The organism is Tepidamorphus gemmatus, from assembly GCF_004346195.1.
GTDB classification, from domain to species: Bacteria; Pseudomonadota; Alphaproteobacteria; order Rhizobiales; family Tepidamorphaceae; genus Tepidamorphus; species Tepidamorphus gemmatus.
Genome location: NZ_SMAK01000003.1, coordinates 234220 through 252930 on the forward strand (window position 1 = coordinate 234220; position 18711 = coordinate 252930).

Consider the following 18711-nt stretch of genomic DNA (forward strand, 5'->3'; position numbering starts at 1 on the left):
CCGAAGGTCCATGCGCGTCGCCATCATCGACTACGGATCCGGCAATCTGCGCTCGGCCGAGAAGGCCTTCGAGCGAGCAGCGCGCGAGCGCGACCTCAGCCTGGAAATCCGGGTGACCGACGATCCCGAGATCGTCCGCCGCTGCGATCGCATCGTGCTGCCGGGTGTCGGCGCCTTCGCCGACTGCCGGCGCGGGCTCGCCCGGGTCGAGGGCCTCGCCGAAGCCCTCGTCGAAGCGGTCGAGGCGAAGGGCCGCCCGTTCCTCGGCATCTGCGTCGGCATGCAGCTGATGGCCGAGCGCGGCCTCGAATACGAGACGTCCTCGGGCTTCGGCTGGATCGCCGGCGACGTGGTGCGGCTTACCCCGTCCGATCCGGGGCTGAAGATTCCGCACATGGGCTGGAACACGCTCGAATTGCGCGGCCCGCATCCGCTTCTGGAGGGAATCCGCACCGGCAGCGACGGCCTGCACGCCTATTTCGTGCACTCCTACCACCTGGCCGCCGCCGATCCCGGCGATGTCGTGGCGACGGCCGATTATGGCGGCCCCGTCACCGCGATGGTGGCGCGCGGCAACGTCGCCGGCACCCAGTTCCATCCCGAGAAGAGCCAGAAGCTCGGCCTGGCGCTGATCGGCAACTTTCTCGAATGGGCGCCGTGAGGATGCTGCCATGATCCTCTTCCCCGCCATCGACCTGAAGGACGGTGCCTGCGTGCGCCTCGTGAAGGGCGACATGGACGCGGCGACCGTGTTCAGCCTGTCCCCCGCCGATCAGGCGAAAGCCTTCGAGGCGGCCGGTTTCCGCTGGCTCCACGTCGTCGATCTGAATGGCGCCTTCGCGGGCCGCAGCGTCAACGGACCGGTCGTGGAGGCGATCCTCAAGGCCGTTTCGCTGCCGATTCAACTGGGCGGCGGGATTCGCGACATGGCCGCGATCGAAGGCTGGCTCGGCAAGGGCATTCGCCGAGTGATCCTCGGGACCGTGGCTGTCCGCGATCCGGATCTCGTCCGTTCCGCCTGCAAATCGTTTCCTGGCCGAATCGTTGTCGGCATCGACGCGCGCGACGGCCGGGTCGCGGTCGAGGGCTGGGCCGAGACGTCAGAGATGACGGCGGTCGATCTTGCCCGCCGCTTCGAGGACGCCGGCGTCGCGGCGATCGTCTACACCGACATCGACCGTGACGGTCTCCTGACGGGCCTCAACATCGAGGCGACGCTGGCGCTTGCCCGTTCGGTGTCGATCCCGGTCATCGCCTCCGGCGGACTTGCCTCCATCGCCGACATCGAGCGGCTGACCCAACCGGATTGTGCTATTCTGGAAGGTGCGATCTGCGGACGCGCGCTCTATGACGGCCGGCTCGATGCGCGTGAGGCGCTGGCGATGATCGCAGCGCGGGCGGCATAGCGGGGGCGGGGTGCGCGGCGCCTGGCGGAGCATGTCGTTGCCACTGAACGAAATGCTGCCGGCCCGTCGGTCGCCTGTCGGCCGGTCGGCGCAACCGAAGGAAAGCAATGCTGAAATCCCGCGTCATTCCCTGCCTCGACGTCAAGGATGGCCGCGTCGTCAAGGGCGTCAGGTTCGTCGATCTGCGTGATGCCGGCGATCCGGTGGAGGCCGCGCGCGCCTATGATGCGGCGGGTGCGGACGAATTGTGCTTCCTCGACATCACTGCCAGCCACGAGGATCGCGGCATCCTGCTCGATGTCGTCCGCCGGACGGCCGAGCACTGCTTCATGCCGCTGACCGTCGGTGGCGGCGTGCGCAGCGTCGAGGATATCCGGATCCTTCTGAAGGCGGGCGCCGACAAGGTGTCGATCAACACTGCCGCCGTTCGCAACCGCGCCTTTGTCCGGCAGGCGGCGGAAAAGTATGGCAATCAGTGCATCGTCGTCGCCATCGACGCCAAGCGGGTGTCGGGGGACGGCGAACCGGGCCGATGGGAGATCTTCACCCATGGCGGTCGCAATGCCACCGGCCTCGACGCGCTCGACTTTGCCGAGGAGGTTGCAGCGCTGGGAGCCGGCGAGATCCTGCTGACCTCGATGGATCGCGACGGCACGAGATCCGGCTACGACATCGCGCTGATCCGCGCGGTCACCGACCGGGTGCCCGTGCCGGTGATCGCCTCCGGTGGCGTCGGCAGCCTCGACCACCTGATCGAGGGCATCCGCGACGGCGGGGCCAACGCTGTGCTTGCGGCCTCGATCTTTCATTTTGGAGAGCATACGATCCGCGAGGCCAAGCACCACATGGCCACCGCCGGAATTCCCGTGCGACTCGACTGACCGGGATGGCGGCCGCCATTGATTCCCCAACCGACCAGTGAGCCATGTCCCGACAGAGTCTGACGATCGAGGAGCTCAATGCCGTCGTCGTGTCGCGACGCGGCGGCGATCCGGCCGCGTCCTACACAGCCCGGCTGTTCGAACGCGGCGTCGCGCAGTGTGCCAAGAAGCTCGGCGAGGAGGGCGTCGAACTCGCCATCGCCGCAGTCGCCGGCGATCGCGACGCGGTACGCGGCGAAGCGGCGGATCTGTTGTATCATCTGGTGGTCCTGCTCGCCGCATCCGGTGTCACGCTCGAGGAGGTCTATGCCGAGCTGGGCCGGCGCGAAGGCATGTCGGGGCTGACCGAAAAGGCGAACCGCCACACATGACGACACGTCCCCAGATCGTTCACAGCCGGGCGACGCCGGACAAGCCGGTGGTACCCTCGCCCTATCGCGTCTTCACTCGCGCCGAATGGGCGGAGCTGCGCGCCGACACGCCGATGACGCTGACCGAGGCCGAAGTGCTGCGCCTGCGCGGCCTCAACGAGCGGCTCTCGATCGAGGAGGTCATCGAGATCTACCTGCCGCTGTCGCGCCTGCTCAGTCTCTATGTCCACGCCACCCAGGATCTGTTCAAGGCGACGCGCTACTTCCTCGGCGCCAAGGACGGCAAGGTGCCTTACATCATCGGGGTGGCCGGCTCCGTCGCGGTCGGCAAGTCGACGACGGCCCGCGTGCTGCAGGCCCTTCTGACCCGCTGGCCGAACACGCCGAAGGTCGATGTGGTGACGACCGATGGCTTCCTCTATCCCAACGCCGTGCTGCAGCGCGAGAACCTGATGGAGCGCAAGGGCTTTCCCGAAAGCTACGACATTCCGGCACTGCTCAACTTCCTGTCGCGCATCAAGTCCGGCGAGCGCAACGTCGCCGCGCCGCTCTACTCGCATTTCATCTACGATGTGCTGCCGCCCGACCAGCAGGTCATCGTCGACCGGCCCGACATCCTGATCGTCGAGGGCCTCAACGTCCTGCAGACCGGCCGTCCGCCGCGCGACGGCAAGGCGGTGCCGTTCGTCTCGGACTTCTTCGATTTCTCGATCTACGTCGATGCCGAGACCGACGACCTGGAGACCTGGTACGTCGATCGCTTCATGACGCTGCGGCGCACCGCCTTCCGCGATCCCGGTTCGTACTTCCACCGCTACTCGACGCTCAGCGACGAGGAGGCGGTCGAGACGGCGCTGTCGATCTGGCGGCGGATCAACCTGGTGAATCTCGAGGAGAACATCCTTCCCACCCGCCAGCGCGCCGACCTGATCCTCACCAAGGGCGACCTGCACCGCATTGACGAGGTCTGGCTCAGGCGGCTGTAGCGACGCCGCCGGCGCGGCCTTCTCCTGTCTCCGGCATACCGGCCGGCGCCAGGGCAGGATGGCAGCGCCGGCGCTACACCCGCAGTCCTGACTGGGCGGCCAGGTCCCTCAGGTCGGCCAGCGGCCGGGCGCCGATATGCGAGATCACCTCGGCGGCGGCCAGTGCGCCGAGCCGCGCGCAGTCGGCGGCGTCGAGGCCGCGGGCGTGGCCGGTGAGGAAACCGGCGGCGAACAGGTCGCCGGCCCCGGTCAAGTCGATGATCGTCTCGACCGGGGCGGCGGGAACCTCGATGATGGTCCCGGATTTCAGGATCGTCGCGCCCTTCTCGCTGCGGGTGATGACCGCGAAGCCGCAGTCCTGTGCGAGCGCCGCCGCCGCTGAGCCGAAATCGGCGGTCTCGTACAGCGATTTCAGCTCGGATTCGTTGCCGAACAGCAGCGTCACCTTGCCGGAGCGGATCAGATCGAGGAATTCCCCGCGGAAGCGATCGACGCAGAACGCGTCCGACAGGCTGAGCGCCACCTCGCGGCCGTTCGCCCGCGCGATCTGCGAAGCGTGCAGGAAGGCCTGCTTCGCCTGCGGCGGGTCCCACAGATAGCCCTCCAGATAGAGGATGCGCGAGGCAGCGATCACGTCCGCGTCGACATCGGCTGGGGTGAGCTCGCGGCTCGCGCCGAGGAAGGTGTTCATGGTCCGCTCGCCGTCCGGCGTCACCAGAATCAGGCAGCGCGCGGTCGCGGGGCCATCTTCCAGCACCGGCGTCGCATAGGCGACGCCGGCGGCACGGATGTCGTGGCCGAATACGGTGCCGAGCCCGTCGGCTGCCACCTTGCCGATGAAGGCGCCGCGCCCGCCCAGCGAGGCGACGCCGGCGATGGTGTTGGCGGCAGAGCCGCCTGAAACCTCGGTCGCCGGCCCCATCGCGGCGTAGAGCCGCTCGGCCTCGGCTTCGTCGATCAGCCGCATCGAGCCCTTGGCGAGACCTTCGCGGACAAGGAAGTCATCCTGGGCGCGGGCGATCACGTCGACGATGGCATTGCCGATGCCGACGACGTCGTAGCGGGTTTCGGGCATGTCGGTGGCTGTCCTTCTGGCGGGCCGGCTCGGCGATCGGCCCGCACTATACGGACGCGCCCCGCGCCGGCAACCCCGGGGCGCGGCAGGATCTGCCGTCGCCGGGCCGGCCGCTGCAGGAGCCGCGATCGGCACGCGGGGGCGAGGCGCTGCGCGGACCGTAGAGCATATCCGCCGGCAGGGCCTTGCGCAGCGCGGGGAGAAGGCGGACAACGCGCCGCCGGGATGGCGGGGCGAACGCGGCGACGCCTACCTTCCCCACCGCAGCGCCAGGACATCCAGTTCGCGGGCCAGCTCCAGCAGGCCGGCCCGCGTCTCCGGGGCGAGCGGGCTGAGCGGATGGCGCACCGCATCGGAGGCGATCACGCCGCCTTCCATCATCACCGTCTTGCAGGCCCTCAGGCCGCACTGGCGGTTCTCGTAGTTGATCAGCGGCAGAATGCGCGCATAACCTGCCATCGCCTCCTTGCGCCGGCCGGCCTTGTGGTCTGCCAGCACCGGCTTGATCAGTTCGGGCAGCAGCGCGCTCGACATGGTGCCGGTTGCGCCCGCATCGAGATCGGCCATCAGGGTGATCCCCTCCTCGCCGTCGAACGGGCCGACGATCGCGTCCCCACCGGCCGCGATCAGCGCCCGCAGCTTGGCCGCGGCGAACGGGACCTCGATCTTGAAGTACGAGGCCTGCGGCACCTCGCGGGCGAGACGGACGAGAAGCGGGACGGGCAGTTCAACGCCGCTCAGCGGCGCATCCTGCACCATGATCGGAATGTCGATCGCCTCGGCGACGCGGGCGAAATGCTCGATCAGCAGGGCCTCTGGCGCCCGCAGCGTGGCGCCGTGATAGGGCGGCATCATCATCACCATCGCCGCCCCGCGCTCGGCCGCGCGCTTTGCCCGCGCCGCGGCGATCCGCGTCGAGAAGTGCGAGCAGGTGACGATCACCGGCACCCGGCCGGCGACATGCTCGAGACACACATCGATGAGCGTGTCACGCTCCTCGTCGCTGAGCAGGAACTGCTCGGAGAAGTTCGCCAGGATGCAGATACCGTCGACGCCCTGGTCGATCATGCAGTCGAGCGCCCGGCGCTGGCTGTCGAGATCGAGATCGCCGTTGTCGTGGAAGGTGGTCGGGGCGACGGGATAGACCCCGGCGTGAACGCGGCTCGACATCAGCGAATTCTCCCTGTGCGCTTGGTCCTCGGCCCGCTGCCGGGCCTGCCATTATCCGGCGATCCTATGGGCGGGGCAGCCGCGCGCAAGCGCGGCGGCGGCAAGGCAGTTTCATCGCGCGGGAGAGAGTCGGGCAGGATCGAGGGTGCCTGAAGCCTGCACGAACCCGTCGCCGTCGTCCGTCCGTGCCCGCCCGTCTCTGCGCTTCGCCGGAGTCCGGCCCGGCAATCCGGCATCAGGCCCGGCAATGACGTCAGCGGGGCGGCGACGAGCAGGCCCGATCCGGATGCCCTGTCCGCTAGACCACCGGCGGCCGCGCCGCGCCCATGTGCTTCAGAAGGCCGACGAAGGCCGCCAGCCGCTCCCGCTGGTAGGTCGGGATGTCGATCTGCGAATAGTCGAGGAAGCCCTGCCGTGTCCGCAGCCCGATGCGGCCGGCGGCCATGTTGTCCTCGATGATCTTCGGAGCCGCGTAACGGTCGGTCGCAAGCGCCTGCGACATGTAGCGGTCGGCGTGGAACAGGATGTCGCCGCCGCCCCAGTCGATGAATTCCAGCACGCCGAGGATGGCGAAGCGGAAGCCGAGGCCGAATCGGGTCGCCTTGTCGATTTCCTCGGCGCTGGCGACACCCTCCTCGACCAGACGCGCCGCCTCGTTCATGGCCAGCGCCTGCAGCCGCGGCACGATGAAGCCGGGGCTCGCCTTGCACACCACCGGAACCTTGCCGATACCCTCAAGCAGCGCCACCAGCCGGCCGGTGACGGCAGGATCGGTGTCCCGTCCCGGCGAGACCTCGACGAGTGGCACCAGGAAGGCCGGGTTCAGCCAATGCGCATTGAGGAAACGTTGCGGAGGCGAAACGAACGCCTGCAACTCGTCGGACAGCATGGTCGACGTGGTCGAGGCGATGATCGCGTCCGGCCGCGTCATGGTGGACAGCGCCGCGAAACAGGCGCGTTTCGCCTCCAGCGTTTCCGGTACGCCCTCGAACACGATGTCGGCGCTGGCCAGTGCGGCTGGGGCCGCCTCGCAGGCCGCGAACGACACGCGTGCGAGGATCGGCGCGACGGCGCTTTCCGCCATCAGGCCGATGCCTGCCAGCATCTTCAGCGTGGCTTCGATCTCGCCGAGCGCCTCCGCCTTCAGCCTGGCCGCGTCGTCGGACGGGCGATCCTTCAGATCGACCAGAGTCACCGGATGGCCTGCATAGGCGAAGACGACGGCGATGCCGCGACCCATCCGGCCAGCACCGACGGCGGCGATCGTCTCCATCACACGCCCTCCGCCAGCAGCCGGGTCATGCCGGCACGGTCGAGACCGGCCAGGCCGAGACCGCCGAGCGTGCGACCGGTCTTCAGGAAATCCTCGCCGCAGATTGCCGAACCGATGGCAAGAAGGCCGGTCGCGACGGGCGCGCTGACACCCGCCCATTGCGCCACGGAGACGAGGAAGGCGAGTCCCTGCTGCACGTCCTCGCGCATGTAGCGGTGCTGGGTGAGGACGATGTGCTCGCGCCAGTCGCCCGAATCGACAAGCCGCTCGTGGCCCTTGCGGCCATACATCCATTCCTCGCCGTCGCGCGCATAGTGATCGGCGAGCGGGAAATGCGGCGCCCCGTAGCCGAGGGCTTCGCGCACCGCCACCCGCTCCGCATCGAGCGCGTCGGTGACGCGGCGGATCGAGGGCTGCGTACCCTCGTTGTGAATGTCCCAGTGCTCGAAATGTTCGAGCGGTCCGGCGTTCATGATGATCAGCGGCGGATGGATGATCGGGCCGGCATTCATCAGCGCCCCCGACAGGCCGTCTCCGCAGTCCTCGACGCTCGGATAGACGCGGGCGATCACCCGAAGCGCATGGTCGTGCAGCGACAGCGGGAACACACCGGTCGGCAAGCGGGTTGCACGCACGGTGATGGCGACCGTCTCGGGGCCGTGCTTGCGGGTCAGATAGGGCAGCGTGCCGGTCTCGGCGAAGGCGACCGTCGCGCCCGAACCCGCCTCCCGCACCGTCTTTGCCATCAGGTAGCAGCCGAAGGTCCCGGGGGCAAGGAATACCACCTGACCGTCGCTCAGATGCGGCGCCAGGGCTGCGGCGATGTCGGCCTGCGCGAAGGCTGGCGCCGGGCAGACGATCAGCTCGGCGCCGCGGACGGCCTCGCCGATGTCGGCGGTGACCAGCGGGATCGTGACCGCGCGCGACCCCCTGAAATCCTTCAGCGTCAGCCGGTTGCCGGCCGCCTTGAGCGCCGCGACGCCTGCGGCATCGCGGCGCCAGAAGCGCACCTTGTGGCCCTGTTCGGCGAGATCGGCGGCGGCGGCGTGCGAGCCGTTGCCCCCGCCCAGTACGGCAATTTCCATGAATTCCGGTTCCCTGCTCTCATGCAATGGTGGACATGCTGGCTCCTGCGTCATCCCGGACGGCGAAGCCGATCCGGGATCGGGGCGACGGAACATCGTCCGTCTGCGCGACCCGGTTCCGGTTGTCCTTGCCTAGCGCCGGGAGGACGGCCGGAACGATGGGATGACGCCCCGGGGAGCGATGACGGGGATGACTGCGATGCGGGTTTGGCACGATCACGCGGTCCCTCACATCGTCGCCGGCAGCACCAGCGCCATCCATGGCAGCGCGATCAGCAGCATGATGCGCACGATGTCCATGGCGATGAACGGCACCACGCCGCGGAAGATGGTGCCGGTCGGCACCTCCGGCACGATCGACTTCAGCACGAAGACGTTGAGGCCGACCGGCGGCGTGATCAGGCTGATCTCGATCGCCACCACGACGAAGATGCCGAACCAGATCGGATCGACGCCGAGGCTGACGATGACCGGGAAGAACACCGGTACGGTCAGCAGCATCATCGAGATCGATTCGAGCACCGCCCCGAGCAGCAGATAGATCATCAGGATCACCAGCAGCACCGCCGTCGGATGCGCGCCGAGCGCGGTGATCCAGGAGCGCAGATCGCCCGGCATGCCGGCGAGGTTGACAAAGTTCGAGAACAACAGCGCCCCGAACAGGATGAAGAACAGCATCGCCGTCATCCGGCCGGTCTCGACCAGCACCTCGTAGAGCGTCCGGAGGCTGAGCCGGCGACGCACGAGCGCGATCAGGAACGCGCCGAAGGCGCCGATGCCGGCGGCCTCGGTGGCGGTGAAGATGCCGAGATAGATGCCGCCCATGACACAGGAGAACAGCGCGAGGATGCCGGCCACGCCCCTGGTCGCCTTGATCCGCTCGATCAGCGGCAGCGGATCGGCGTGACGGGCCTGGTCTGGTCTGAGCAACAGCGAGAGGCGGACCGCGATCAGATAGCCGAGCACGCCGACGAGGCCCGGAATGATGCCGGCGAGGAACAGCTTGCCGATGTCCTGCTGGGTGATGACGCCGTAGAGCACCAGCACGATCGACGGCGGGATCAGGATGCCGAGCGTGCCGCCGGCGGCGATCGAGCCGGTTGCCAGCGCCTCGGTATAGCCGTAGCGGTGCATCGAGGGCATCGAGACGCGCGCCATCGTGGCGGCCGTGGCGAGCGAGGAGCCGCAGACCGAGGAGAAACCGCCACAGGCGACGATGGTCGCCATCGCGAGTCCGCCGCGATAATGCCGCAGCCACGCATTGGCCGCGGCATACATGTCGTCGGCAAGCCCGGCCTCGAGCACGAAATTGCCCATCAGCACGAACAGCGGCATCACCGAGAGCGTGTAGCTCATGCCGTTGTCGTAGAAGACCTGGCCGAGCATCGACAGGGCTGGAGACATGCCGATCTCGGCGATGATGCCGACCAGCGCGACCGCCGTCATCGCGAAGGCGATCGGCACGCCGGCAGCGATCACCGCCAGCAGCACGACGATGCCGGTGATCCAGTCAATCATCGCGGATGCCGCCGGCCGGTGGGACCGTTTGCGCGGACCGGGCCGCGGCGATGTGCTCGCGCGCCACCACGAGCAGCGCCAGCGCGCCGAGCAGGGTGAAGCCCGCCATGGTGTAGCCGATCGGCCCCTTCGGCATCCTGAGGAAGATCGTCACATCGCCGTAGGAGGCGAGCTGCAGCGAATGCCTGACCAGCCGCCAGGCGATGACGAGCAGGACCCCGGCGCAGGCCAACGAGACGATCGCCGCGTGGACATTGCGCAGCCGCGGCCGGAACCGCTCGGTGAGAAGCGTCACCGCGACGTGTTCCTCCTTCAGGCAGACCAGTGGCAGGCCGATGAAGATCGTCATCGCCAGCATGATCTCGGTGATCTCGAAGGCGCCCGGCAGCGGCCGTGACAGCAGGTAGCGGCCGAACACGTCGATGGTGGTGACGAGCATCATCGCCATCAGCAGCACGACGATCATCAGGCCGAGCACGAATTCTGCCGCACGCAGGGCGCGGCTGCGCCCCGCGTGCGGGCCGCCCGGATCCGGCAGGCCGGACATCGCGGTTCAGCCGGGGCCGGTCAGTTGCCGGCCTTGACCTTGGCGATCTCGGCGACCAGCGCGTCGTAGACCTCCTGGCCGTTGACGCCCTTGGCGGTGATCTTGGCCAGCACCTGCTCCTGATAGGGCTTGATCGCTGCCTTGATGGCGTCGAGCTCGCCAGGGGTCGGCTCGTGCAAGGTGATCCTGCCCTTCTGCTTGATCAACGCGATCGCTGCCGCGTCGGCCCGGTCCCATACCTCGCCGGCCATCTTGGCCAGCGCCTCGCCGGAAACGCTCAGGATCGCGTCCTGATCCTCCTTCGGCAGGGCGTCCCACTTGGCCTGATTCATCACCAGGAACATAGAGGCGGTATAGAGCCCGCCCGGCACGATCAGGCCCTGGTCGAGCACCTCGTCGATCTTGAAGGCAGTCACCGATTCCGGCGGGAACTGGATGCCGTCGGCGACGCCGCCCGACAGGATCTCGTAAGCCTTGGTCACCGGTGCCTGGATCGGCACCAGCTCGAGCGCGTTGGCGACGGACTGGGCGAAGCCGCCGCCGATGCGGATCTTCGCGCCCTTGATCTTGTCGAGCGAGGTGACGTCACGGCCGCGCGTCCACAGCTGGCCGGGACCGTGCGTCCAGACGCCGAGCAGCTTGGCACCGCGATGCTCGTCGAGCTTCTCGAGATACTGCGAGTGGATCCGCCACCAGGCCGGCGACAGATAGGCCGACTTCTCGCACAGGAACGACATCTCGGCGAGTTCCGTCACCTCGAAGCGGCCGGGCGTGTAGTTGTGGACGCCGAAGGTGACGTCGGCGACGCCGTTGACCGCGAAGTCGAAATGCGCCGGCGGCGGGCCGAGCGGTGCGTCGAGGATCTGCATGACGACGCGGCCCTGGGTCGCCTCCTCGACCTGCTTGGTCCACGGCACGATGATCTCGGCGAACAACGGATGCTGCGGCGGCAGCCAGTTGGCGACGCGCAGCGTCGTCTGGGCGGAGGCGGGCAGGCCCGTCAGGGCGACGCCCGCGGCCATCAGCAGAGCAGCGAAAGTCTTCTTCATCAGAACCATCCCCTCTTGTTGGATGTGTGACGCGAAAGCGCCGTTCCCCCGTCAGGCGGGGGTTTGGGTCGCCTCCAAGACCAGTCTGGAAACCTCCTCGACGCGAACCTTGCCGAGCGCGCTCTTCGGCAGCTCGTCCACGAATATCACGTCGCGCGGCTGCTTGAAGCGGGCGAGACGGCCCTGGAAGTGGGCGATCACCTCCTCCCGGCCGATCGTCGCATCGGCGCGCACGACGACCGCCACCGGCACCGCGCCCCAGCGCGGATCGGGGCGGCCGACAACGCAGCAGTCGGCGACGCCGGGCAGCTCGCGCAGCAGGCGTTCGGCCTCGGCCGGATAGATGTTCTCGCCACCGGAAATGATGACGTTCTTGATTCGGTCGCGGAACCAGTAGTCGCCGTTCGCGTCCATTTCGGCGACGTCACCGGTTCGGAACCAGCCGTCCGCGAAGGCGCGCGCGGTCTCGGCCGGATCGTTCCAGTAGCCGGTTGCGACGTGGTCGCCGCGGACCAGAACCTCGCCGGGAATGCCGGGGCCGACATCGTTGCCGGCGGCATCCACCAGCCGGATCTCGGTGTTGAGGCCGGGTCGGCCCATCGCGCCGGCGGTGGCGAAGGCGCGGTCGGGACGCTGGTAGATGGCAATTGGTGCCGTCTCCGAGGATCCGTAGATCTGGATCACCGGCACGCCACGCGCATGGAACGCCTCGATCAGCTCCAGTGGCACCGCCATCGAGCCGGTCGCGATCGCCCTGAGGCAGCTGAGGTCGGTCGACGGCCAGTCGGCATGGCCGACCGCTGCCGCCATCGTTGCCGGCACCAGGACGCTCAGCGTCGGGCGCTGATCGCGCACGGCTGCCAGGAATGCGCCCGCCTCGAACCGCTCGTGCAGGATCACGGTGGCGCCGAGATGCAGCGCCGGCGTCGTCTGGATGTTCAGTCCGCCGACATGGAACATCGGCAGCACGGTCAGCACCGTGTCCGCCGAACTCATGTCATGCATGTGGATGGCGTTGACCGCATTGCAGGCGATGGCCGATTGCGTCAGCACCGCCCCCTTCGGCCGGCCTGTGGTGCCCGAGGTATAGACGATCAGCAGCGGATCCCCGGGCATCCCGGCGGCATCCGGCGGCGGACCGGCCGCGGCGATCAGGCCGGCGAGGGTTTCGCCGGGCCCGTCGAGCGCAACCACCCGTACCTCCTCCGGCAGATCGCTTCCCGCAAGTGCGTCGAGGAACTGGCGCTGGCCGATCAGCGCCCGGGCTCCCGAATTCTGCAGGATGAAGACATGCTCCGGCGCAGCCAGACGCCAGTTGAGCGGCACCAGGATCGCCCCGATCCGGGCCGCGGCGAACAGCAGCGCCAGCATGTCGGGATGGTTGGTCGCGAGCCAGGCGATGCGGTCACCGCGGCCGATGCCGAGATCGCGCGCCAGCACCGCCGCCAGCCGCTCGATGCGGGCAGCGAGCGCCGCGTAGGTCAGGACCTCCGAGCCGAATCGGATCGCCGGCTTCTCCGGCTGGAAGCCCGCATGCGTCACGATCCAGCGCGAGATGTCCCGCATGGCACGCGTCAGTCGTCTGTCTCGCCGGGATTGTACAGTGCCTCGCGGCCGATGCGGTCGAGGCACAGTTCGGCGGTCCAAGGCAGCATGAGCGATCCGCAGCGGCTGTCGCGGTAGAGGCGCTCGAGCGGCAGGCTCTTCAGCATCGACTGGCCACCGCAGGTCCGGATGGCGAGCTGGGCGAGCTCGTTGGCATTCTCCATCACCGTATACTGGGCCGCATAGGCGCGCAGCACCTGTTCCTTCGTCGGATCGGCGCGGGCTTCCGAGACCGCCTGGAACCACAGCGCCTTGGTCTGCTGCAGCATCACGAACATCTGGGCGACGGCGATCTGCTTGGTAGGGAACTTGCGACGCTTCTCCGGGCCGGTACCGGGGATCTCGCCGCGCAGGTATCGCACCGTGAAATCGAAGACGGCCTGGGCGATGCCGAGATAGGTCGGGGACAGTGTCATGAACATGTGCGGCCAGCGCGCGGCGGCCTGATAGTAGACGCCGCGCGGCATCAGCGCCTGGTCGTCCTCGACGAAGACGTCCTTCAGCAGCAGCGTGCGCGAGACCGTGCCGCGCATGCCGAGCGGATCCCACTCGCCGACCACCTCGACGCCCTCGGCTGTGGCGGGGACGGCGATATACATGGTGTCCTTGCGCGAGGGACGCTCGCCGGACTTCATCTCGCCGCACAGAACGCCGTAATAGTCGGCCGCGCCGGACAGCGAGGCGAAGATCTTCTTGCCGTTGATGATCCAGCCGCCGTCGACCCGCTTCGCCGAGGTCGAGAACGGAACGACGCCGGCCGCCGCCGCACCGCCTTCCGAGAATGGCTGGGCGAAGATCGCACCATCCCGGACGATCCGCTCATAGTGCTTGGCGCGGCGCCTGAGATGCGTTGCCCGGGTCTCCTCGTCCATGTCGAGATCGTCGGACAGCGGACCCGACCACAGGCACGAGCAGACATGCATGTTCCAGGTCAGTGCCGTCGCGCCGCAATAGCGGCCGATCTCAGCAGCGGTCGTCGCATAGGCACGGAAGCCAGCGCCGAGACCGCCATGCTCCTTGGGCACGCTGATGGCGAGCAGCCCCGTCTCATGCAGGTCCTTGTAGTTCTCGGTCGGGAACGTCGCGTCGCGATCGTATCTGGCCGCGCGCGGGGCGAACCGCGCCTTGCCGATCCGGCGCGCCAGCGCGTTCAGCTCGGCTTCCGCCTCGTCCAGCCGGAAGGCCGACGGATCGAAGATCGGCGCGTCGACGTCGATCTGGTCGAGGTCCATGACGTTCATCGGGCGTCCTCCCGTATCGTGTCCAGAAACCGCCGCACCGCGTCGGCGAAGCGGTCGGGGCATTCGAGCGGGGCCATGTGGCCGGTCTTCTCGAGCACCTCGAGCCGGGCGCCCGGGATGATCTCGGCCATGCGCATCATCGTCTTCAGCGGCGCATTGCGGTCCTCGTCGCCGGCGATCAGCAGGGTCGGCACGGCGATCGCGCCGAGTTCGTCGCGCCGGTTGAAGGTCACCAGGCATTCGAGCCCTGCCCGGTAGCTCGCCTCGGGCAGCTCCGCCAGCAGCCGCTCGACGGTCACCGCAGCGGTTGCATCCGGTGCCGAGCCGAGCAGTTCGCCGGGCGCGGCCGCGGCCAGCTCGGCCATCGTCCGACCCTGATCGAGCGGGCCGAGCCGCGCCTTCAGGAAGGCCTGCTGGAACGATCTGTCGCGGCTGCCGAATACCGGTGTCGTGCCCGACAGGATCAGCGCCGCCAGCCGGTCGGGATGACGGTGCGCGAGCTCCTGGGCGACCATTCCGCCGATCGAATGGCCGAGCGGGATCGCCCGCGCGATGCCGCGCGCGTCGAGATCGGCGACGATGCGGTCGGCGAGGCTCTCGAACGTGAACGGACCATCGAGCGGCCTGCCGCCATAGCCCGGATAGTCCCAGGCGATGATCGGGATGGCGCCGCCGAGCCGTCCGACCACCGCATCGAACATCCGGCAGTCGGAGCCGACCCCGCTGAGCAGGACAAGCGGAGCGCTCACGATGCGGCCTCCACCAGCCGCCCCTCCTCGACCACGGCGACGCCGTCGAGACGGATCGTGCAGTTGCGGGTCGGCAGGTCGAAATGACCCTTGGTGAACCGACCCGCGAACTCGTTCGCGCCGGTCGAGAACAGGAAATTGCCGGCGAACGCCCGGATCTCGGTGCCGTTGGTATCGCGCTGGTCGTACATGGCAAGCGCCTCGTAGCGGGCGCCCTCGTTCAGCCCCCAGCCGACATGGCTGACGGCATAGGCATTGCGGTCGCCCCAGGCGGCGAAGTAGCGACGCATCAGCTCGGCATCGGTGCCGCTGCCGGCGATGTCGACCACATAGTCGTCGGCGATGGTGAGCCGGACCGGGCTTTCCAGATAGCGCTTGAAGGTCAGGTTGACATCACCGGCATCGAGAACCAGCGTGCCGTTGACCGAACCGGCCTTCGGGAACGAGACGACGATGCCGCCCGGCCAGTGGGCGACCGTCCCCGGCCGGTCGGTGTAGCCCCAGACACCGGCGGTCGCAGCCTCGCGCATGTTGACGGTAAGATCGGTGCCGGCCCTGGAGACGACGCGCATCTCGCTGGCGCGGCGCACGGCCTTGACCGCGGCCTTGACCCTCGCCTCCATCGAGGGATGCGGCACCAGCCGTTCCAGCGCCTCGGGATGCTCGTTGGAGATCATCATGATGCGCGCCCCGCCGGAGATGATCTCCGGCAGTTCCGGCGCGTGCAGCAGCCCCTCCAGCGTGCAGTCGACGACGAGCGAGGCCGCCTTCAGCCCCGCGATCGCCGCGCGCTGGCCCGACAGCGCGCAGGAGGCGCCGGTGGAGCGCACCGGAACCGGTGCGTCCTGCGGCGGGGTCGGCACGACGATGTGGAAGACGGTGGCACCAAGGCGCGCGAGCGCCAGCTCGCAGAGATGGACGTTGAGGGCACGCGACTGGGTTTCGGACAGAATGACCGCCATCTCTCCCGGCGCGACCCTGCAGAGCTCGAACACGCGCGTGAAGGCGTCGATCCACTTCGCCTCGATCCGATCGCTCAGCATCGGGCCTCCATTCGTCCTCTGGCGGGGCTTCGCACCCTTGTCTTGCGGATGAGCCTAGCACGTCGCATTATTGTATGAAAAGTGATAATTTGAGGTTTGAAGTATTGGTGCCGTCACGCGGCGCCCCGGAGCAACCGCGGAGATCCGCATGAGCGATCCAGTCGCCTTCCGCATGGCGCTCGGGCGCTTCGTCACCGGCGTCACGGTGGTGACGACGCTCGACGCGGCCGGCGCGCCGATCGGGCTCACGGCCAACTCGTTCAACTCGGTGTCGCTCGATCCGCCGCTGGTGCTGTGGAGCCTGTCGCGCCGCTCGATGAACCTGCCGGTGTTCGAGGCGGCATCGCATTTCGCCATCAACGTCCTGTCGATCGACCAGAAGCACCTGTCGGACCGCTTTGCCCGGCCGGTGGAGGACCGCTTCCGGGATGTCGACTGGACGCCGGGTGCCGGCGGCGTTCCGGTTCTGCGTGATTGCGCCGCGGTGTTCGAATGTGCCAGCCACGAGCGCTACGAGGGCGGCGACCACGTCATCTTCATCGGTCGGGTCGAGCGGTTCGACCATCAGAACCGGGTGCCGCTCGCCTATCACGCCGGCGCCTATGCGACGACGGCACGCTACACCGGTACCTTCACCGAAGGCCCGTTCACCGATGACTACCTGCTCTATCTGCTGGCGCGCGCCTCGAGTCTTGCCTCCGGCGAATTCCACGCCGAGCTTGCCGAACTGGGTGTTCCGGTACCGGTGTGGCGGGTGCTGGCAATCCTGGCTGGCGCGGAGGGCGGCCGGACCATCGGCGAGATCGCTGCTCGGGCGCTCCTGAAGCAGCCGACCGCGACCAGGATCGTGGACCGCATGCAGGAACAGGGCTACGTGGTGCGCTGCCCCTCGTCCGACGACCGGCGCCGCGTCGTCGTGCAGCTCACCGCGCTCGGCAGCGAGCTCGTCGCCGACCTGATCGCGCGGGCGCAGGCGCACGAGACGGCGCTGCTCGCCACCCAGACGCCCGCCGAGGCGGAGATCCTGAAGCGCGTGCTTGGCCAGCTCATCGACCGGCTGGTGGAGCGTCGCGACGGACGGGTGCCGCGCTGACCGGCCGCTGCCAATGGTGGCGTCGCGGGACCGCCGCGCTATAGTCCGCCGGCCGCCGCCGCGACGGATGGTGCAACAGGAAAGACGAAGCCGATGCTGACGCGACGCTCGACCAAGCTCACCCATGCCGGCGCGCTTGCCGCGCTCGCTGCCTGCGTGGCCCGGGCAGAGGCGATGGGCGTGCCGCAATGCATCGCTGTCGTCGATGCCTCGGGCGTGCTGCTCGCCTTCGTGCGCATGGATGGCGCGCGGTTCCTGTCCAACGAGTCGGCGATCGCCAAGGCGACGAGCGCCGCATCCACCCGCATGCCCACCTCGCGGCTTCCTGTCGACATGGAGGTGAAGCTTGCCCTGGCAACAGGCGGCAGGCTGACCAATCTCAAGGGCGGAGTGCCGATCATCGTTGAGGGCGAGTGCATCGGCGGCATCGGCGTCGGTTCCGGCACCGGGTCGCAGGACCTGGAGGTCGCCCGCGCCGGCCTCGCCGCGATCGGCGCCGAAGACCAGACGGCCTGACAAGACCCAGCAGATGAGCGCCACGTCCGCCGCGCCTGCCCCGGGTTCGCAGGACAGCTCCGGCGACAGCCGCGAGCTGCGCCGCGCGCTCGGCCAGTTCGCCACCGGGGTGACGGTCGTCACCACCCGCGATCCCGCCAGTGGCCACGCCGTCGGCATGACCGCCAATTCCTTCTCCTCGGTCTCGCTCGAACCGCCGCTCATCCTGTGGTCGATCACCCGTACCGCACGCAGCCTGCCGGCCTTTCTGGCCGCGTCGCATTTCGCGGTGAACGTGCTGTCGGCCGAACAGATCGACCTGTCGGTGCGCTTCGCGCGCCCCGCCGAGGACAGGTTCGCGGGCATTGCCTGGCGGGAAGGTCTCGGGGGCGCCCCGCTGTTGCCCAATCTGTCGGCCCTCTTCGAGTGTCGCCGGGTTGCCAGCCACGAGGGCGGCGACCACATCATCCTTGTCGGTAAGGTCGAGCGGTTCGCGCGTTTCGAGCGTCCGGGCCTCGTCTTTGCCCAGGGTCGCTACGGGCTGGTGGCCGACCATCCGATGCAGCAGCCGGCCGCCGCGCCGGAGTCCGGTCGCGATCCCCATCCCTATGACGATTTCCTGATCCCGCTGCTGTTCCGCGCCTACGAGACACTGTTTGCGGCCTTTTCCGAGGAACTGGAGGCGGCCGGCACGAGCGGGCCTGAGATGCGCATCCTCGCCGTGCTGTCGATCCGGCCGGGGGCCAATTTCGACCGGCTGACCCGCGCCGCCTATCTCGGCGAACAGACGACCGAGGCGGCGCTGGCGCGGCTGATTGGCGCCGGCCATGTCGCCGGCGACCGCCGGACAGGGCTCATGCTGACCGAGTCCGGCACCGCCCGCCTCGCCTGGCTGATCCGCATCGCCGAGCGGTTCGAGGCGGGCCGCATGGGCGAGCTCGGCCCCGGCGAGGTCGACCGCCTGAAGGCGATGCTGCGCCGTCTCGCAGGCACCGGCGGCTGACAGCGGACGGTTCGCCCGGGCTGCCCCCATCCCAAAGGGCCGCTGTCTGGCGTCGGGAATCACGGGGTGACCTGTGCGCGGGATCGCGGCGGCGATGATATTTGAGGCTTGAAGTACATCG

The 18711-nt window shown here is 68.5% G+C and carries 19 protein-coding genes; 8 read left to right on the top strand and 11 right to left on the bottom strand.

Annotation, left to right across the window (positions count from 1 at the left end):
• Positions 1 to 10 precede the first annotated feature (10 nt).
• The 5 genes from hisH (at position 11) to coaA (ending at position 3644) form a co-directional block, all read left to right on the top strand.
• Positions 11 to 661 carry an imidazole glycerol phosphate synthase subunit HisH gene (gene hisH, locus EDC22_RS06510; RefSeq protein WP_132805807.1) on the top strand — a complete coding sequence of 217 codons (651 nt, stop codon included), beginning with the start codon at positions 11 to 13 and terminating at the stop codon, positions 659 to 661.
• A gap of 10 nt (positions 662 to 671) precedes the next feature.
• Entirely contained in the window at positions 672 to 1406 is a 735-nt protein-coding gene (gene hisA, locus EDC22_RS06515; RefSeq protein WP_132805808.1) for a 1-(5-phosphoribosyl)-5-[(5-phosphoribosylamino)methylideneamino]imidazole-4-carboxamide isomerase, read from the top strand.
• Between the two features lie 107 nt (positions 1407 to 1513).
• Positions 1514 to 2287 carry an imidazole glycerol phosphate synthase subunit HisF gene (hisF, locus tag EDC22_RS06520; protein ID WP_132805809.1) on the top strand — a complete coding sequence of 258 codons (774 nt, stop codon included), beginning with the start codon at positions 1514 to 1516 and terminating at the stop codon, positions 2285 to 2287.
• A 44-nt stretch (positions 2288 to 2331) separates the two neighbouring features.
• Positions 2332 to 2658 (top strand): phosphoribosyl-ATP diphosphatase, encoded by a 327-nt coding sequence (locus EDC22_RS06525; protein ID WP_132805810.1) that lies wholly within the window; start codon positions 2332 to 2334, stop codon positions 2656 to 2658.
• Positions 2655 to 3644, top strand: a complete 990-nt coding sequence (coaA, locus tag EDC22_RS06530; protein ID WP_132805811.1) for a type I pantothenate kinase — start codon at positions 2655 to 2657, stop codon at positions 3642 to 3644. Before EDC22_RS06525 ends, coaA begins: the two co-directional genes overlap by 4 nt.
• Positions 3645 to 3717: 73 nt before the next feature.
• On the opposite strand, the gene EDC22_RS06535 is transcribed toward coaA, so the two are convergent.
• The 11 genes from EDC22_RS06535 to EDC22_RS06585 all read right to left on the bottom strand — a co-directional run bounded on the left by EDC22_RS06535 (position 3718) and on the right by EDC22_RS06585 (position 15999).
• Positions 3718 to 4719 (bottom strand): adenosine kinase, encoded by a 1002-nt coding sequence (locus EDC22_RS06535; RefSeq protein ID WP_132805812.1) that lies wholly within the window; start codon positions 4717 to 4719, stop codon positions 3718 to 3720.
• Positions 4720 to 4968: 249 nt separating this feature from the next.
• Entirely contained in the window at positions 4969 to 5889 is a 921-nt protein-coding gene (locus EDC22_RS06540; protein WP_132805813.1) for a dihydrodipicolinate synthase family protein, read from the bottom strand.
• A gap of 298 nt (positions 5890 to 6187) precedes the next feature.
• Entirely contained in the window at positions 6188 to 7162 is a 975-nt protein-coding gene (locus tag EDC22_RS06545; protein WP_132805814.1) for a 3-hydroxybutyryl-CoA dehydrogenase, read from the bottom strand.
• Positions 7162 to 8247 (bottom strand): NAD/NADP-dependent octopine/nopaline dehydrogenase family protein, encoded by a 1086-nt coding sequence (locus EDC22_RS06550; protein ID WP_132805815.1) that lies wholly within the window; start codon positions 8245 to 8247, stop codon positions 7162 to 7164. Before EDC22_RS06550 ends, EDC22_RS06545 begins: the two co-directional genes overlap by 1 nt.
• 228 nt (positions 8248 to 8475) lie before the next feature.
• The gene (locus EDC22_RS06555; protein ID WP_165926815.1) at positions 8476 to 9765 is read right to left on the bottom strand and encodes a TRAP transporter large permease; all 1290 of its coding nucleotides are present in this window, start codon (positions 9763 to 9765) and stop codon (positions 8476 to 8478) included.
• A complete protein-coding gene (locus tag EDC22_RS06560; RefSeq protein WP_132805816.1) occupies positions 9758 to 10312 on the bottom strand; it encodes a TRAP transporter small permease in 555 nt (184 codons plus the stop codon). The genes EDC22_RS06555 and EDC22_RS06560 overlap by 8 nt, the downstream gene beginning before the upstream one ends.
• A gap of 20 nt (positions 10313 to 10332) precedes the next feature.
• Complete coding sequence (locus EDC22_RS06565; protein ID WP_207903719.1) at positions 10333 to 11361, bottom strand: TRAP transporter substrate-binding protein; 1029 nt, start codon at positions 11359 to 11361, stop codon at positions 10333 to 10335.
• A gap of 51 nt (positions 11362 to 11412) precedes the next feature.
• Complete coding sequence (locus tag EDC22_RS06570; RefSeq protein ID WP_132805817.1) at positions 11413 to 12927, bottom strand: class I adenylate-forming enzyme family protein; 1515 nt, start codon at positions 12925 to 12927, stop codon at positions 11413 to 11415.
• Positions 12928 to 12935: 8 nt separating this feature from the next.
• Positions 12936 to 14207, bottom strand: a complete 1272-nt coding sequence (locus tag EDC22_RS06575; protein WP_132805818.1) for an acyl-CoA dehydrogenase family protein — start codon at positions 14205 to 14207, stop codon at positions 12936 to 12938.
• A complete protein-coding gene (locus EDC22_RS06580; RefSeq protein WP_132805819.1) occupies positions 14204 to 14956 on the bottom strand; it encodes an alpha/beta fold hydrolase in 753 nt (250 codons plus the stop codon). The genes EDC22_RS06575 and EDC22_RS06580 overlap by 4 nt, the downstream gene beginning before the upstream one ends.
• Entirely contained in the window at positions 14953 to 15999 is a 1047-nt protein-coding gene (locus EDC22_RS06585) for a 2,5-dihydroxypyridine 5,6-dioxygenase NicX family protein (protein WP_132805820.1), read from the bottom strand. The genes EDC22_RS06580 and EDC22_RS06585 overlap by 4 nt, the downstream gene beginning before the upstream one ends.
• Positions 16000 to 16147: 148 nt before the next feature.
• On the opposite strand from EDC22_RS06585, the gene EDC22_RS06590 reads away from it, so the two are divergent.
• The 3 genes from EDC22_RS06590 (at position 16148) to EDC22_RS18015 (ending at position 18590) form a co-directional block, all read left to right on the top strand.
• Positions 16148 to 17092 (top strand): flavin reductase, encoded by a 945-nt coding sequence (locus EDC22_RS06590; protein ID WP_132805821.1) that lies wholly within the window; start codon positions 16148 to 16150, stop codon positions 17090 to 17092.
• Between the two features lie 93 nt (positions 17093 to 17185).
• On the top strand, positions 17186 to 17608 hold the full coding sequence (locus EDC22_RS06595) for a GlcG/HbpS family heme-binding protein (RefSeq protein ID WP_132805822.1): 423 nt from the start codon (positions 17186 to 17188) through the stop codon (positions 17606 to 17608).
• A 13-nt stretch (positions 17609 to 17621) separates the two neighbouring features.
• A complete protein-coding gene (locus EDC22_RS18015; RefSeq protein WP_207903720.1) occupies positions 17622 to 18590 on the top strand; it encodes a flavin reductase in 969 nt (322 codons plus the stop codon).
• Positions 18591 to 18711 lie beyond the last annotated feature (121 nt).